The following is a 14242-nucleotide window of genomic DNA, read 5'->3' as shown; positions in this document are numbered from 1 at the left end:
TGTTGCGAATTCTGCAACAAGCATTGCGGGCCCGTTGCGTGTATTGCGAAACCGGACGGCTCAGCGTCGTCCGGCAAAGAATTGCAACAACAGTTCGCGTGACTGGTCGGCGCAAAACCCGTCATAGACCTGCGGTCGATGGTGGCATTGTGGATGATCAAAGATGCGCGCGCCATGGGCCACCCCCCCCATTTTTGCGTCATCCGCACCGTAATACAGCGTCCGGATACGCGCGGCGGATATCGCGGCGGCGCACATCGGGCAGGGTTCCAGCGTCACCCACAGCTGCGCGCCGGGCAGCCGTTCGCTGCCCAGAATCGCGCAGGCCTGACGGATGGCCAGGATTTCGGCATGGGCGGTCGGGTCGGACAGTTCGCGCGTGCGATTGCCCGCCTGCGCCAGAATGGTCCCGTCGGCGCCGACCAGAACCGCCCCCACCGGCACCTCGCCGCGCCGGGCGGCGGCACGGGCCTGCGCCAGTGCCAACGCCATCTGGCTGTGAAAGGGGGGGCGGTTTTCCATGCGCGTTTGTCGCGCGCCGGGGCCTTTCGCGCAAGAACCGCTTTCAGTCGGGCGATAACATGTATAATGCGGCGACTTTGCCACCGCAGAGATGCGCAGGAGATCGCGATGACCGACGACACCACCACCCCCGAAAACACTCCCGAAAACACTCCCGCAGCCCCCAATGGCGAACGGATCGCCAAGGTCATGGCCCGCGCCGGCGTCGCCAGCCGCCGCGAGGCAGAGCGCATGATCGTCGAGGGCCGCGTCACCGTGAACGGCCGGAAAATCGACAGCCCGGCGCTGGACATCCTGCCCTCGGACAAGGTCAGGATCGACGGCAAGCCGATGGAGGAACCGCAGGAAACCCGGCTGTGGATGTATTACAAGCCGACCGGGCTGGTGACCTCGGCATCCGACGAAAAGGGCCGCCAGACCGTGTTCGACGCGCTGCCCCGCGACATGCCGCGCGTGATGACCGTCGGTCGGCTGGACCTGAATTCCGAAGGCCTGCTGCTGCTGACCAATGACGGCGAACTCAAGCGGCGGCTGGAAATGCCCGCGACCGGCTGGCTACGCCGCTATCGCGTGCGCGTCAACGGCCGTCCGAACGATCTGAGTTTCGATCCCCTGCGCCGCGGCGTCACCATCGAGGGCGAGGATTTCGCCCCGATGGAGGTCAAGCTGGACAGCCAGCAGGGCGCCAACGCCTGGCTGACCGTCGGCATCCGCGAGGGCAGGAACCGCGAAATCCGCCGCGCCATGGCCCATATCGGCCTGACTGTGAACCGCCTGATTCGCATCGGCTACGGCCCCTTCAAGCTGACCGGGATGGAGGAAAACGAGGTCCGCGAGATCAAGCGCAAGGTGTTGCGCGATCAGCTGGGCGGGTTGTTGACCGGCGAGGTCGAAGAAAAGGACCGCGATTTCCGCGAACGCGGCGCCGAAGGCCGCAGCCGCCCGGCGCGTGGTCGAGAGGACGGCGACCGCAAGCCCTTCGCGCGCCGCGAAGACGGTGATCGCAAGCCCTACAGCAAGCGTGAGGACGGCGACCGCAAGCCCTTCGCGCGCCGCGAAGATGGCGACCGCAAGCCCTATGCCAAGCGTGAAGACGGCGACCGCAAGCCTTTTGCGCGTCGCGAAGATGGTGATCGCAAGCCCTATGGCAAGCGCGAGGACGGCGACCGCAAGCCCTTCGCGCGCCGCGAAGATGGTGACCGCAAACCCTTTGCGCGTCGCGAAGATGGTGACCGCAAGCCCTACGGCAAACGTGAGGATGGCGACCGCAAACCCTTTGCGCGCCGCGAAGATGGTGATCGCAAGCCCTACGGCAAGCGTGAAGGCGGCGACCGCAAGCCTTTTGCCCGTTCCGAGGCGGGCGGTGCGCAGGGCAAGCCGCGTTGGAAAACGGGCGACAGGCCCGAGGGGGGCAAGGGGGCTCGTGGTGGCTTTGGTGGAAAAGGCGGCAAAGCCGGTGGCGATCGTCCGTCGGGCGACCGTGGTGGCGCGGAGCGCCCGGGAAGCGACAAGGCAAGGGGCAGCGACAAAACAAGACGCGCCCCGCAAGGCGGAGCGCGTCCAGAGGGAGGAAGCCGCGCAAGCCGCGCGGTTGATTACTTGGTCAGGATCAGCTTGCCCGCGCGGGTGATGCGCAGGTTGTAAACCTGGTCGCCCAGAACGATCAGGGCCTGATTGCCGCCGTTCGTCAGTTCGGTGGCGTCATGCTCGGGCAGGCGGTGCAGAGCGGTGATTCCCGGGCGGGCAAATTCGGCAGGGCGGGTCGCGGTCATGTTGCTGTGTCCTTTGAATGTCGCGCTGAAGGTAACCTGACAAAATTACTTGGCTATGTCAAAGGAAAAGAGTCGGAAATAAAAAAGGCGGCGACATTTTCCCGAATGCCGCCGCCCGCCGACCCGAAGAATGTCGGAGGAACATTCTTCAGATCACTGATATGTCGTGATTATTCCGACAGGCAGTCGGTCAGGCCCTGGGCGATCCCTTCCAGAACCTGCAGGTAGATCCCGGGGCCGGTGGCCAGCGCGCTGCCCTCGGGGTCCAGCGGCGCGCCAAGGCGGATCCCGGTGCCCTCGATGGCGGCGCGCATCAGCCGGTCGTCATGATCTTGTTCCGGAAAGGCGCAGGTCACATCCTGCGCGGTCAGTTCGGTCTGGATCTGGCGCAGCCGCGCAGCCGAAGGCGGCGTCGCATCGTTGAGCGCGACGGCAATCGCATCCTGCAACCCGAAGCTGCCGGTGAAATAGCGATAGGCATCGTGCTGGACGACGAAATGGCGGTCGGCAAAGGGTGCGAGTTGCGCGGCGATCCGATCCCCGCTGGCGGCGATGGCCGCGCTGCTGCTGGCGGCATTGGCGCGGTAGGTCGCGGCATTGTCGGGGTCGCGGGCGGCCAGTTGCTCGGCGATCTGGTCCAGCCAGTTCCGGGCGTTTTCCGGCGCAAGCCGTGCATGGGGATCGACCGGGCCATGGTCATGGCCGTCGCCATGGTGATGATCTTCGTGGTCGTGGTCGTGGTCGTGGTCGTGGTCGTGGTCGTGGTCGTGGTCGTGGTCGTGGTCGTGTCCACCATGATCGTGGGGCGCCTCGGCCCCGGCGCGGGCGATCAGCCTTGTGCCGGGCAGGTCCAGCAGCACCATCGACTGCGCCCCCTCGCCAAGCGAATCAACGGCGCGCTGCATCCAGGGGGCCAGCCCCGGACCGACCCAGATGACCAGATCGGCATCGGCGACATCGCGCGCCTGACTGGGGCGAAGCTGATAGTCATGGGCATCGCCACCCTGCGGCAAAAGCACCGTGGCCTGACCCAGATCGCCCAGCACCTGCTGGACCAGAGATCCGGTGATGCCGATATCCGTGACGACCTGCGGCACCTCGGCCGAGGCGGGCAGGGACAGCGCGGCCAGCGTGGCAATCGCGGTCAGGGGGCGGGAAAGGCGGGAAAGGTTCATGGTCGCACCGATTTTCTGATGGTCTTGTCCGGTGGCTGCGGTTATTTATGTTATAGAATAACAAGTCAATGAAAATGTGATAGTATAACAATGCCTGATCCGCAGCCGTCTGGCCCGCACCCATCCGACCCGCACCCGTCCGACTTGCCCGGCCCTGATCCGTTCCACGATCACGACCATGCGGCCTGCGCCAGCGCCGTCATGGCCACGGCCGAACGCCAGACCGCCGCCGAGGGCATCCGCCTGACCCCCGTGCGTCGCCGCGCGCTGGAAATCCTGCTGGAAAGCCACCGGGCCATGGGCGCCTGCGAGGTGTTGGAACGTCTGTCTCAGGACGGATTCGGCAACCAGCCTCCGGTCGCGTATCGGGCGCTGGATTTTCTGGTCGAACACGGTCTGGCCCATCGCATCCAGCGCCTGAACGCCTATGCCGCCTGCCACGCGCCGGGCCAGCCCCATGCGCCGGTCTTTCTGATCTGCCGGGGCTGCGACAAGGTTGCGGAAACCGGGACCGACAGCCTGCGCGGCGCGCTGGACGATCTGGCCCGCGCCAGCGATTTCACGATCGAGCGCATGGCCGTCGAGGCGCTTGGCCTGTGTCCCGCCTGCCGCGCGGCGGAGGACGCATCTTGAACGGCGCCGCTCTGATCGGTGCCCGTGACATGACGATCCAGCCGCGCGATGCCGAACGGGCCGTGCTGCAGGGCGTCAGCCTGTCGGTTCACGCCGGGGAAATCGTCACCGTGGTCGGGCCGAACGGCTCGGGGAAATCGACGCTGGTGCGGGCGCTGCTGGGCCATGTCGGGCTGACGGGCGGGGCGGTCACGCGCGCGCCGGGGCTGCGCATCGGCTATATGCCGCAGCGCGTCCATATCGAGCGCGCGATTCCGATGACCGTCGCGCGTTTCCTGTCGCTGCCGAAAAAGGTCGCCGCGACCACTGCCGCCGCCATGCTGGAACGGACCGGCGTGCCGGGGCTGGAATCGCGGCAGCTGTCGCAACTGTCGGGCGGTCAGTTCCAGCGCGTCCTGCTGGCCCGTGCCCTGCTGAACGATCCGCAACTGCTGGTGCTGGACGAGCCGACGCAGGGGCTGGACCAGCCCGGCATGATCGGTTTCTACAAGCTGATCGAAGAGGTGCGCGACCAGATCGGCGCGGGCGTTCTGCTGGTCAGCCATGACCTGCTGGTGGTCATGCGCTCCTCGGATCGGGTGATCTGCCTGAACGGCCATATCTGCTGCGAAGGCACGCCCGCAGATGTCAGCGCCGCCCCCGCCTATCGCGCGCTGTTCGGCGCGCAGTCGCAGGGCATGCTGGCGCTGTATCAGCACCATCACGACCATGACCATGACCACGATCATGGGCATGACCACGGACACCACCACCATCATCATGCCCATGCGGATCATGCCGCCGATGCGGGCGAAAGGCGCGGCGCACAGGATGCTTGACGATTTTCTGATCCGCGCGGTGCTGGCCGGGCTTGGGCTGGTGCTGGCCAGCGGCGCGCTTGGTGCTTTCGTCGTCTGGCGGCGCATGGCCTATTTCGGCGATTCGATGTCGCATGCCGCGATTCTGGGCGTGGCCGCCAGTTTTGTCGCGGCGGTGCCGGTCTATCTGGGCACACTTGCGGTCGGCGTCATGGTCGCGATTCTGGTCACATGGCTGTCGGGGCGGGGGCAGGCGGCGGACAGCGTGCTGGGGGTGATCGCCCATTCCGCGCTGGCGCTTGGGCTGGTCGCGGCCAGTTTCGTGCCCGCGCTGCGCGTCGATCTGCAGGCCTTCCTGTTCGGCGATATCCTGGCCGTCAGCCGCACGGACCTGATCTGGATCTGGAGCGGCGCGCTGCTGGTTCTGGCCGTCCTGATCTGGCGCTGGCAAAACCTGGTCACGGCCACCGTGAACGAAGAACTGGCGATGGCCGCGGGAATCAATCCGGCGGTCGAACGGCTGATCCTGTCGCTGATGCTGGCGCTGCTGATCGGGGTCGCGATCCGCATCGTGGGCGCCCTGCTGATTTCGGCAATGCTGATCATTCCGGCCGCCGCAGCGCGCGGGCTGTCGCGCACGCCCGAACACATGGCGTTGATCGCGACGGGGATCGGCGCCTTTTCCGTGCTGGCCGGTCTGCAGGCCAGCCTGGGGCTGGATACCCCGGCGGGCGCGTCCATCGTGGTCGCCGCATCGTCGGTTTATGTCGTTATTCTAATGGCTTGCAGAAAATAGGACCGGGTCGGGAAAATGATTTGCGCAAAGCCGATCTGTTTTTTCAGACATATTTGCCGATTGGCATCGGCGGGTGTTGGCCAGAATGCAACACTTGGCGTAAACCCGCGCAGTTCTTCAATCAATTCGCCTTCCCAAGCTGATGGGTTTATGCGAGTGTCCCTTGGATGCTGCCGGTAACGGTGGCCTTCAAAGTACTGAACGGAGCATGATCATGACCAAATTTGCTACTTTTGCCGTCGCTCTCGGCCTGACGGCTTCGACCGCCCTCGCTGGTGGCTACGTTGCCCCCGTCGTTGAAGTCGAGCCGATCGTCGTTGACGAGAAGCCCGCTTCGTCGAACGCTGGCCTGGTTGTCCCGGCCCTGCTGCTGCTCGGCGTCATCGCCGCAGTTGCTTCGGACGACGACGACGACGACGACACCAACTGATCGTTCCTTCGGGAACCTTTGGTTCAAGGGGTCGGCCTTCGGGTCGGCCCTTTTCCTATGCGGCCTGCGATTTTACGCATTTGCCCAGAAAAAAGGCCCGCCGGAAGTGGCGGGCCTTGCTGTGACGTGGTGCGATCTGTCTCAGCGCAGCGTCTGGATGGTCATATAGCCAAGCGCCGGGCCAACCCATTGGCGCGACACGGTGACCCGCCCGCCCGATGTGATGTAGCTGTTCTGGATCGACAGACCCAGACCGGTGCAGTCCTCGACCATGACGCCCGGTTTGGGGCCGGGGCCGACGCGGCAATCCAGCGGTATGGCACGTTCCAGCCCGTCGCCGCTGTAATGGCGCATGACACGCTGCGCCTGACCGCTGCGCCCCGCCAGAATCAGCGCGGCCGAGCCAGAGGATTCGGCGACCGACAGGTCGTTGCCCAGTCCCCGCGTGCCGACCAGCATGCCGTTGCGCAGGATGACGGATTGTTCGTTCTTGGTCATATAGGTGCGCATGCCGTTGTTTTCGCCGGTCATGGCCAGAACCTGCGTCGTGCCCGCGCTTTCCATGCCGACCATGATCAGCGGGCCGGGGTTCACGCGCAGCGCCTCGGCCGTCATGGCCGAAGGATCGGGCGCCGCGACCGGCGTCTGATCGGCCTTGCGCGCGGCGACGATCTGGGTCGCGGCCTGACGCATCACCGAAAAGCCGGATGGGCTTTCCTGTTGGTCGGTTCCGCAGGCGCTCAGCGCGGCCGTCAGGGCCACAGCGGCGGCGATACGGGATGTTGAACGGATCATCGCCAGAATCTCCCCCAGCCTTGGTATAGATCGCCCGCTTGTCCGTCGCGGACGGTTTCGTAAAGCCTGCCGTCGATCGACACGCGCGACCCGCCGTCGCGCGACAGCGACCGCAGCGAACCGCCGACCCGGCGCAGCGACGGATCGCCCGTGCCCCATGCCAGCGGGATCGAGATGTTCACGCCCTTGTCGAACGAACCTTCGCCAAAGTCTTCCTCGCTCATGTCGGTCTTGGTGACCCATGCGCCAAGCCGCCAGCCATTGGCGAACTCGCGGGTCAGGGTCAGGGTCGCGCCATTGTCGCCGGCCAGATATTTCCCGGCGTCCAACTGGGCGGAAAAGCCGTTGCCGAACTGGTAATAGGCCGACAGATGGCCGGTCGTGACCTCGTAATCGCGGAAGCTGAAGGCGTCTTCGAAATCACGCTTGCGAACGCGGTTGATTTCCGCGCCAAGCGCCAGCGGCGAATTCGACGGCCACCACAGCATCTCGCCCGAGACGCCGCCATAGGCGCGTTCGAACATCCCGACCGACACCCGCGAATACAGCGTCTCGGTGGGTTTGGCATACCAGTTCAGCGTCAGTTCCGGGATCGTCGGGCGTTTGTTGCCCGAATACATCCGCGCATCGGACCGCACGCGCGGCACGCCGTTTTCGTCGTAATCGCTGCCAAGCGATTCATATTCGTCGACGGTCATATTGCCCGGCGCTTCCTGACGGGTGCTGCCGAAGGCGCGCTGACGCAGCTTGCCCGACAGGATCAGGCCCGGCATCAGCTCGTAACGCATCACGGCCTCGGCCCCGACCTCGTAGCGGATGGGGTCGTCGGGATCGAAGAGCGAGGTCGACAGATAGGGTTGCAGCGCCCACCGCAGGCGCGGGTAAAGCTCGGGCGAGTAGACAAAGCCCTCGGGGCGCGGGTCGGCGCTGGTCAGCACGGCGGCATTGGCGATCTGCCCGGCCTCGGTATTCTCCAGCCGCTCGACATCGGAACGGCGCAGCGTCAGCGAGGATGTCGGAACGCCCGCGCCCGACGAGGTGATGACCAGCGTTTCGACCGAAGGCGGCAGGGCGCGGGTCATCAGGCGCGCGGTCCGGCCAACCGCTTCGGCCTGCTGGATATAGCGGGTGTTGCGGATGCGGACCTCGGCGCGGTTGGCGGTCAGGACCATGCCTTCCAGCGTCTGGCCTTCCTTGGCCAGCGCATCGCCCAGGGCCTTCTGGATCGCGGGTTGCGCGGTCGGATCGGCGGCCCGGGCACCCGACCAGCCATCGGGATCGGCCGAATGCGCGGGGCGCGGGCGCACCGGCGCCGGGCCTTTTTCCAGCCCCGAGGGGTAGGGCGCCTGACGCGGGTTCATCGCCACGCTGAACTGCACCCCGGCCTGTTTGCCGCCCAGCAGATAGCCGCCGACCTGATAGTTGTCGCCAAAGGAATAGGTGAAGCCCAGATTGACCTTGTTTTTCAGCTCGTCATGGTCCGACAGCCAGGCGGCGCGGCGGCAATCCTCGGCCACGCCGGTTTCACAGGCGTGGTTGTCGCCCGAATATTCGGCGGTCAGGCTGAGCTTGTCGGTCGCCTGCCAGGTGGCGCTGACAAAGGGCGCGACCTCGCCACGAAACCATTCGTCGACATTGGGCTTGCCGCCGGTGCCCGAATCGGGGTCGGGACGGTCGCCAAAGGGCGAACCCATGCCGCCGGTCGAGGCCAGACGGCCCCAGCCCAGACCCGCGCTGACCCGCAGGCGCGGGTTGATCGTCTTGGTCGCGACCAGATATTCCGCGCTGAAGATCCCGGTGCCCATGAAATCCTGCAGGCCCACGGCCACGGCCGGGCGCCAGCCATCGGGGTCTTCGTCCAGGAACTGGAAACGGATGTCGAAGCTGCGATCCCAGATATAGCCCCGGCGGTCGGCATTCAGATCGATGCGGCTGTAGCGCAGGCCCACGGTCACGCGCGGCATGGCCTGAAAGACCAGCGTGTTGCGGCGCGACAGTTCGGAATAGGCCAGCGTCGCGCCAAGCGTGCCATCGGGCAGCATCTCGGCACTGGGCGTGTCGATGCCGCCGGGCAGGCCGTAGCTGTTCATATTGTCGCCGATCAGCGGCGCGGCCTGCGCGCCGGATGCCAGCAGCAGCGAAACCGGCAGGGTCGAGGCAAGCAACCGGCGAAGCAGGGTTGAATGGGAAGGCATCGGCGGGTCCTTTTCAGATCACGTCACGCGGTCTGTTGGTGATCAAGGCCCGCGCGGTCGGACGCGGGCCGGATGGGTCTGGCGGATTATTCCGCCGCGTCTTCCGGGGCGGGCAGGACGGTCGTGCCGCTGCCGGGCGTCGTGCTGCCCGAGGAGCCTCCAGCGGTCGAACCGCCGGTGGACGAGCTTTCCGTGGACGAACTGCTGCTATCCGTGGAAGTGCTGCCCGTCGAGGTGTTGCCCGTCGACGTGTTGCCCGACGTCGAAGATCCTGCCGACGATGAAGCCTCCGCCGAGGGCGTGGTGGTCGAGGATGTGCCCGACCCGGTCCCGGTGGTCGCGGTCCCCGATGTCGAATTGCCCGTCGTGCCAGAGGCATCGCTGCCCGAAGGCGCCGCCGTCCCCGAGGTCGAACCCGTCGAAGCCGCGCCATTCGTGGTTGACGGCGTGGTTGTCGGGGTGGTCACGGGGGTAGTCGTGGTGCCGGGCGTCGTTTCCGGCGTCGTCGTCGCGTCGTTGGTGGTGCCCGTGGTCGTGCTTGCGGGTGTGTTGTCGGCCGGGGTCGTCTCGGCTGCCGGGGTGGCCGGACGGGTCGCGGCGGGCGTTGCGCGACGGGTCGTCGTCGCGGGCGCCGAACTGGCGCGGACCTGCGCCTTGGGCATCGCGTCGGTCGGGCCCGCACAGCCGGTCAGGCGCTGGCCGCCCGCCGAAAGCCGCGCGGTAAAGGGATATTTGGTGTCCGACATCCCGTCCGAACAGGCGGCGGCCTGCAGGTTCAGGGTAAAGGGGCGGCCGTTCATCACGCCGATGAATTCGACGCCGCGCCCATAGGTGATGCGGCGGACGCTGACGCCGACGGACCGCTGGCCGGGGCGTTCGTAAACCGCCGTGTCGCTGCCTGCGGTGACGGCCCAGAAGGGTTCCGTCCCGACGGCGCGAAAGATCGCCGTGTTCATCGTCGTGGCCTCGGCCGTCGAAACTGCGGTGCCTTCGCCCCCCGTTTCGATCGGCTGGTCGATCGGCGAGACGGTGGGGGGGCCGGAATGGCCGTTGGCCTCTGGCGCGGATTCAGACTGGCCAAGCGGCAGTTCACCGCAGGCGCCCAGTGCCAGCGTCAAAGACAGCGCGGCAAGTGCCGGACGGAAATTCATCGCGATATGTCCCGGTTCCTGTGTTTTCTTTGCTTATTCGCTACAGGAACCCCCGCCCTTGGGCAAGCGGCGATGCGATTCGGGCGGGTCTGCTCGGCAAGCCTGCGCCGGGGATGCCACGCTTTTCCGCACAGGTTTCCGTGCAGGGCCGGGGCAGAGGGGCTCAGCAGTTCGGCACATTCACCGCAAGGCCGCCAAGCGAGGTTTCCTTGTATTTGTCCATCATGTCCTGGCCGGTCTGGCGCATCGTCTCGATGGCCGCGTCCAGCGGCACGAAATGCTGGCCATCGCCGCGTAGGGCCAGGCTGGCCGCCGACACGGCCTTGATCGCGCCCAGGCCGTTCCTTTCGATGCAGGGCACCTGCACCAGCCCGCGCACCGGGTCGCAGGTCATGCCAAGGTGATGTTCCAGCGCGATTTCGGCGGCATTCTCGATCTGTTCGGGGGTGCCGCCCAGAACCGCCGCCAGCCCGGCCGCCGCCATCGCGGATGCGCTGCCGACCTCGGCCTGACAGCCGCATTCCGCCCCGGAAATCGAGGCATTGTGTTTCACCAGCCCGCCAATCGCCGAAGCCGTCAGCAGGAAATCGGGCAGTTGTCGTTCCGACGCGCCCGGCACATGGTCCAGCCAATAGCGGATCACGGCCGGAACCACGCCCGCCGCGCCATTCGTGGGCGCGGTGACGACCTGACCGCCTGCGGCGTTTTCTTCGTTCACCGCCATGGCATAGGTCGAAATCCAGTCGTTGATGACATGGGGCGCGGTCAGGTTCATCCCGGCCTCGCGCTTCAGGCTGTCCAGAATCGCAGGGGCCCGGCGGCGGATATTCAGCCCGCCGGGCAGGGTGCCGCCGATCGTCAGCCCCCGGTCCATGCAGTCGCGCATCACCTGCCAGACGCGGTTGATGCCTTCGCGGATTTCCGCGTCCGAGCGGAAATGCCGTTCGTTTTCCAGCTTGAGCGTGGCGATGGTCTTGCCGGTCGCCGCCGCCATTTCCAGCATCTCCGCCGCCGATGCAAAAGGATGGGGCACGCGCGGCGCATCATCGGATCGCGTGTCATCGCCGCGCGCCGCCAGTTCGGCGGCGGTCAGAACAAAGCCGCCCCCGATGGAATAATAGGTTTCCTGAAAGATCACGTCGCCCTGGCTGTCGGTCGCATACAGCACCATGCCATTGGCATGGCCGGGCAGGGTGCGGTCATAGTCAAAGATCAGATCGCGTTCGGGATCGAATGCCAGATCGCCCAGCCCTTCGGGCGACAGGATGCGGGTTTCGCGGTTTAGGGCCAGCGCGGCCTCGGCCTTGTCATTGTCGATGGTGGCCGGGACAAAGCCCGCAAGGCCAAGGATCGTCGCACGGTCGGTCGCGTGGCCCTTGCCGGTAAAGGCCAGGCTGCCATGCAGGCTGGCGCGCAGCCCATGCGCGCGAAAGGGCTGGGCGCGCAGGGCGTCCAGAAACATCGCGCCCGCCACCATCGGTCCCATCGTATGCGACGAGGACGGCCCGACCCCGATCTTGAACATGTCGAATACGGACAAAAACATCGCTGACTCCTTGGCTTCGGCCCAAGATAAGCACGAATGACGCACTTGCCAGCCCGGATGCGACATGCGCAAAGCAGGGCAGCGACACGGTTTCGCGGCGCCCGCGATGCAGGGGGATGCCGCGCAACTGTCGTTTGCGTGTTTTTTGACCAAACTGCCTATATATTGCGCAAACCGGACGCATCACGGTAAAGCCTGCGCCCGGTTTGCGCCCACCGCCTTCCGGCTGACCGCTTCCGCTGCATACGAGATAGTCATGACGACACCCGCCTTGAACATTTCAGGTCATTTGACGACCGCAGGCATCGCCCCCGATGCATCCCCCGCTGCGATCCGGCTGGGCGATGTGGTGCTTGGCGCGCCGGTCTTTCTGGCGCCGATGGCGGGCATTACCGATCTGCCCTTTCGCCGCGCGGTGGCGCGGCATGGCGCGGGGCTGATGGTCAGCGAAATGGTCGCATCCAGCGAAATGGTGACGCCACGCCCGTCGAACCGCGCAGCCGTGCGCGCCAAGGCCCTGACCGAAGGCACGCTGCCCGTCAGCGTCCAGATCGCCGGGCGCGAGGCGGGGGCGATGGCCGAAACCGCGCGGATCGTCGCCGACATGGGCGCGCGGATCATCGACATCAACATGGGCTGCCCGGCCAAAAAGGTCACGGGCGGGCTGTCTGGTGCGGCGCTGATGCGGGATCTGGACCATGCGCTTGGCCTGATCGACGCGGTGGTGGGGGCGGTCGATCTGCCGGTGACGCTGAAGATGCGGCTGGGCTGGGACGACGCCTGCCTGGAACGCGCCGGAACTGGCCAGCCGCGCGACGGCGGCGGGCGTGCGGATGCTGACGGTGCATGGCCGGACGCAGGCGCAATTCTACACCGGACAGGCCGACTGGCGCGCGATTGCGCGGGTCGCGAACCTGCCGGACCGCCCGCCGCTGGTCGCCAATGGCGATGTGGTCGATGCGGCCAGCGCGTGTGCGGCGCTGGCGCAATCGGGGGCCGATGCGGTGATGGTCGGGCGGGGGGCGCAGGGGGCGCCGTGGCGTCTGGCGCAGATCTCGCACGAACTTTGGGGCACGCCTGCGCCGGACATCCCGCAAGGCCCCGCGCTGGCCGACGCGGTCGAGGAACATTATCACGATATCCTGTCCCTGTATGGCGCCGAACTGGGCCTGCGCGTCGCGCGCAAGCATCTGGGCTGGTATGCGGATGCGAATGGCGCCCCGAACCGCGCTGAATTGCTGCGCGCGCCATCGCCCGCCGAAACCGTCGTAGCGATTCGCGCGGGCTTTGCCGAAACGGTGGGGGCGGCATGAACGCAGGCCGCTTCATCCCTGCCAAGGTCGGGCCGAACTGGTCGGGGCTGCCCTTGCCCGCGCTGATCGTCGACCGGCAGGGCCGCATCGCGGCGATGAATGATCTGGCCGAACCATTTCTGAATGTCTCGGCGCGTTCTTCCATCGGGCAGGAGCTGGAAGGCGCGGCGATGCAGGCGCGGCTGCGCATCCTGCCGCCGCTGCAACCGATCATGGAACGCGCGCGCGCGGGTGCCGATGCGCTGACCCATGCGGGCGTCCGCTTTGAAATCGGCAATCGCGCGGGCGGGCACACGACCCATAGCGCGACCGTCCATATCGGCCCGGTCGCCAGCCCCGAAGGCGCGGTGATGATCCTGATCACGCCGACCGATGGCGCGGCTCGTCTGGGGCAGGGCGCGGCGGTGCGTCAGGCCGCGCGTTCCGCCATCGGCATGGCCGAGATGATGGCCCATGAAATCAAGAACCCGCTGGCGGGCATTCGCGGCGCGGCGCAGCTTCTGGCGATGAACCTGTCGGCCGAGGATCGCGACCTTGCCGATCTGATCGTCGCCGAATCGCGCCGCATCGTGAAGCTGCTGGAACAGGTCGAACGCTTTGGCGACACCACCGAACCCAAGCTGCGCCCGGTCAACCTGCATGACGTGATGGAACGCGTCCGCCAGTCCGCCGTGGTGGGTTTCGCCCGCGAGGTGCGGATCACCACGGATTACGACCCGTCGCTGCCGCTGGCGCTGGTCGATGCCGACCAGCTTGTGCAGGTCATCATGAATCTGGTGAAAAACGCCGCCGAGGCGATCCTGCGCGAAGGTCTGGACGATGGCACGATCCGCCTGCGCACCTTTTACGACGGCGCGCTGCGGCTGGCGAATGGCAACGGCTCGCCCGCGGCGCTGGCGTTGCCCTTGCAGATCGAGATCGAGGACAATGGGCCGGGCATCCCCGATTCCATCGCCGATCAGGTCTTTGAACCCTTTGTTTCCGCGCGGGAAAACGGCACCGGGCTGGGGCTGGCGCTGGTCAGCAAGATCCTGACCGACCACGGCGCACGGCTCAGCGTCGAAAGCCGCCCCGGTCGCACATTATTCCGCATCTCATTACCCAAGGCCTGAGCAGG

General features: G+C 66.4%; 13 protein-coding genes and 1 pseudogene. 7 read left to right on the top strand and 7 right to left on the bottom strand.

Annotated elements, in window-relative coordinates:
• Positions 1–60 precede the first annotated feature (60 nt).
• Complete coding sequence (locus tag PE067_RS05930; RefSeq protein WP_276188262.1) at positions 61–522, bottom strand: nucleoside deaminase; 462 nt, start codon at positions 520–522, stop codon at positions 61–63.
• Between the two features lie 108 nt (positions 523–630).
• On the opposite strand from PE067_RS05930, the gene PE067_RS05925 reads away from it, so the two are divergent.
• Complete coding sequence (locus PE067_RS05925; RefSeq protein WP_276188261.1) at positions 631–2166, top strand: pseudouridine synthase; 1536 nt, start codon at positions 631–633, stop codon at positions 2164–2166.
• Here PE067_RS05925 and PE067_RS05920 read toward each other — a convergent pair.
• Entirely contained in the window at positions 2118–2294 is a 177-nt protein-coding gene (locus PE067_RS05920) for a hemin uptake protein HemP (protein WP_276188260.1), read from the bottom strand. The genes PE067_RS05925 and PE067_RS05920 overlap by 49 nt on opposite strands.
• 170 nt (positions 2295–2464) lie before the next feature.
• The gene (locus PE067_RS05915; RefSeq protein ID WP_276188259.1) at positions 2465–3469 is read right to left on the bottom strand and encodes a zinc ABC transporter substrate-binding protein; all 1005 of its coding nucleotides are present in this window, start codon (positions 3467–3469) and stop codon (positions 2465–2467) included.
• A 201-nt stretch (positions 3470–3670) separates the two neighbouring features.
• On the opposite strand from PE067_RS05915, the gene PE067_RS05910 reads away from it, so the two are divergent.
• The 4 genes from PE067_RS05910 to PE067_RS05895 all read left to right on the top strand — a co-directional run bounded on the left by PE067_RS05910 (position 3671) and on the right by PE067_RS05895 (position 6125).
• On the top strand, positions 3671–4102 hold the full coding sequence (locus PE067_RS05910; protein ID WP_276188312.1) for a Fur family transcriptional regulator: 432 nt from the start codon (positions 3671–3673) through the stop codon (positions 4100–4102).
• A gap of 29 nt (positions 4103–4131) precedes the next feature.
• Positions 4132–4920 (top strand): metal ABC transporter ATP-binding protein, encoded by a 789-nt coding sequence (locus tag PE067_RS05905; protein ID WP_276188311.1) that lies wholly within the window; start codon positions 4132–4134, stop codon positions 4918–4920.
• Positions 4913–5695, top strand: coding sequence for a metal ABC transporter permease (locus tag PE067_RS05900; RefSeq protein WP_276188310.1), 783 nt, complete (start codon positions 4913–4915; stop codon positions 5693–5695). The genes PE067_RS05905 and PE067_RS05900 overlap by 8 nt, the downstream gene beginning before the upstream one ends.
• 208 nt (positions 5696–5903) lie before the next feature.
• The gene (locus tag PE067_RS05895) at positions 5904–6125 is read left to right on the top strand and encodes a hypothetical protein (RefSeq protein WP_276188258.1); all 222 of its coding nucleotides are present in this window, start codon (positions 5904–5906) and stop codon (positions 6123–6125) included.
• A gap of 141 nt (positions 6126–6266) precedes the next feature.
• Here the strand turns inward: PE067_RS05895 and PE067_RS05890 are convergent, their stop codons facing one another.
• The 4 genes from PE067_RS05890 to PE067_RS05875 all read right to left on the bottom strand — a co-directional run bounded on the left by PE067_RS05890 (position 6267) and on the right by PE067_RS05875 (position 11812).
• The gene (locus PE067_RS05890; protein ID WP_276188257.1) at positions 6267–6920 is read right to left on the bottom strand and encodes a YjbF family lipoprotein; all 654 of its coding nucleotides are present in this window, start codon (positions 6918–6920) and stop codon (positions 6267–6269) included.
• Positions 6917–9115 (bottom strand): YjbH domain-containing protein, encoded by a 2199-nt coding sequence (locus PE067_RS05885; RefSeq protein WP_276188256.1) that lies wholly within the window; start codon positions 9113–9115, stop codon positions 6917–6919. The genes PE067_RS05890 and PE067_RS05885 overlap by 4 nt, the downstream gene beginning before the upstream one ends.
• Positions 9116–9201: 86 nt before the next feature.
• Positions 9202–10266, bottom strand: coding sequence for a hypothetical protein (locus PE067_RS05880; RefSeq protein ID WP_276188255.1), 1065 nt, complete (start codon positions 10264–10266; stop codon positions 9202–9204).
• Between the two features lie 163 nt (positions 10267–10429).
• A complete protein-coding gene (locus tag PE067_RS05875; RefSeq protein WP_276188254.1) occupies positions 10430–11812 on the bottom strand; it encodes an L-serine ammonia-lyase in 1383 nt (460 codons plus the stop codon).
• Between the two features lie 379 nt (positions 11813–12191).
• Here PE067_RS05875 and PE067_RS05870 point away from each other — a divergent pair.
• Positions 12192–13125, top strand: a pseudogene (locus PE067_RS05870) (tRNA-dihydrouridine synthase).
• Positions 13122–14237: an ATP-binding protein gene (locus PE067_RS05865; RefSeq protein ID WP_276188253.1), complete on the top strand. Its 1116-nt coding sequence runs from the start codon at positions 13122–13124 to the stop codon at positions 14235–14237. The pseudogene PE067_RS05870 and the gene PE067_RS05865 overlap by 4 nt, the downstream one beginning before the upstream one ends.
• Positions 14238–14242 lie beyond the last annotated feature (5 nt).

This window comes from Paracoccus sp. DMF-8, from assembly GCF_029309835.1.
GTDB lineage: Bacteria > Pseudomonadota > Alphaproteobacteria > Rhodobacterales > Rhodobacteraceae > Paracoccus.
Note: the sequence above shows the minus strand (reverse complement) of the source record. Positions and strands in the feature narration are given on the sequence as shown.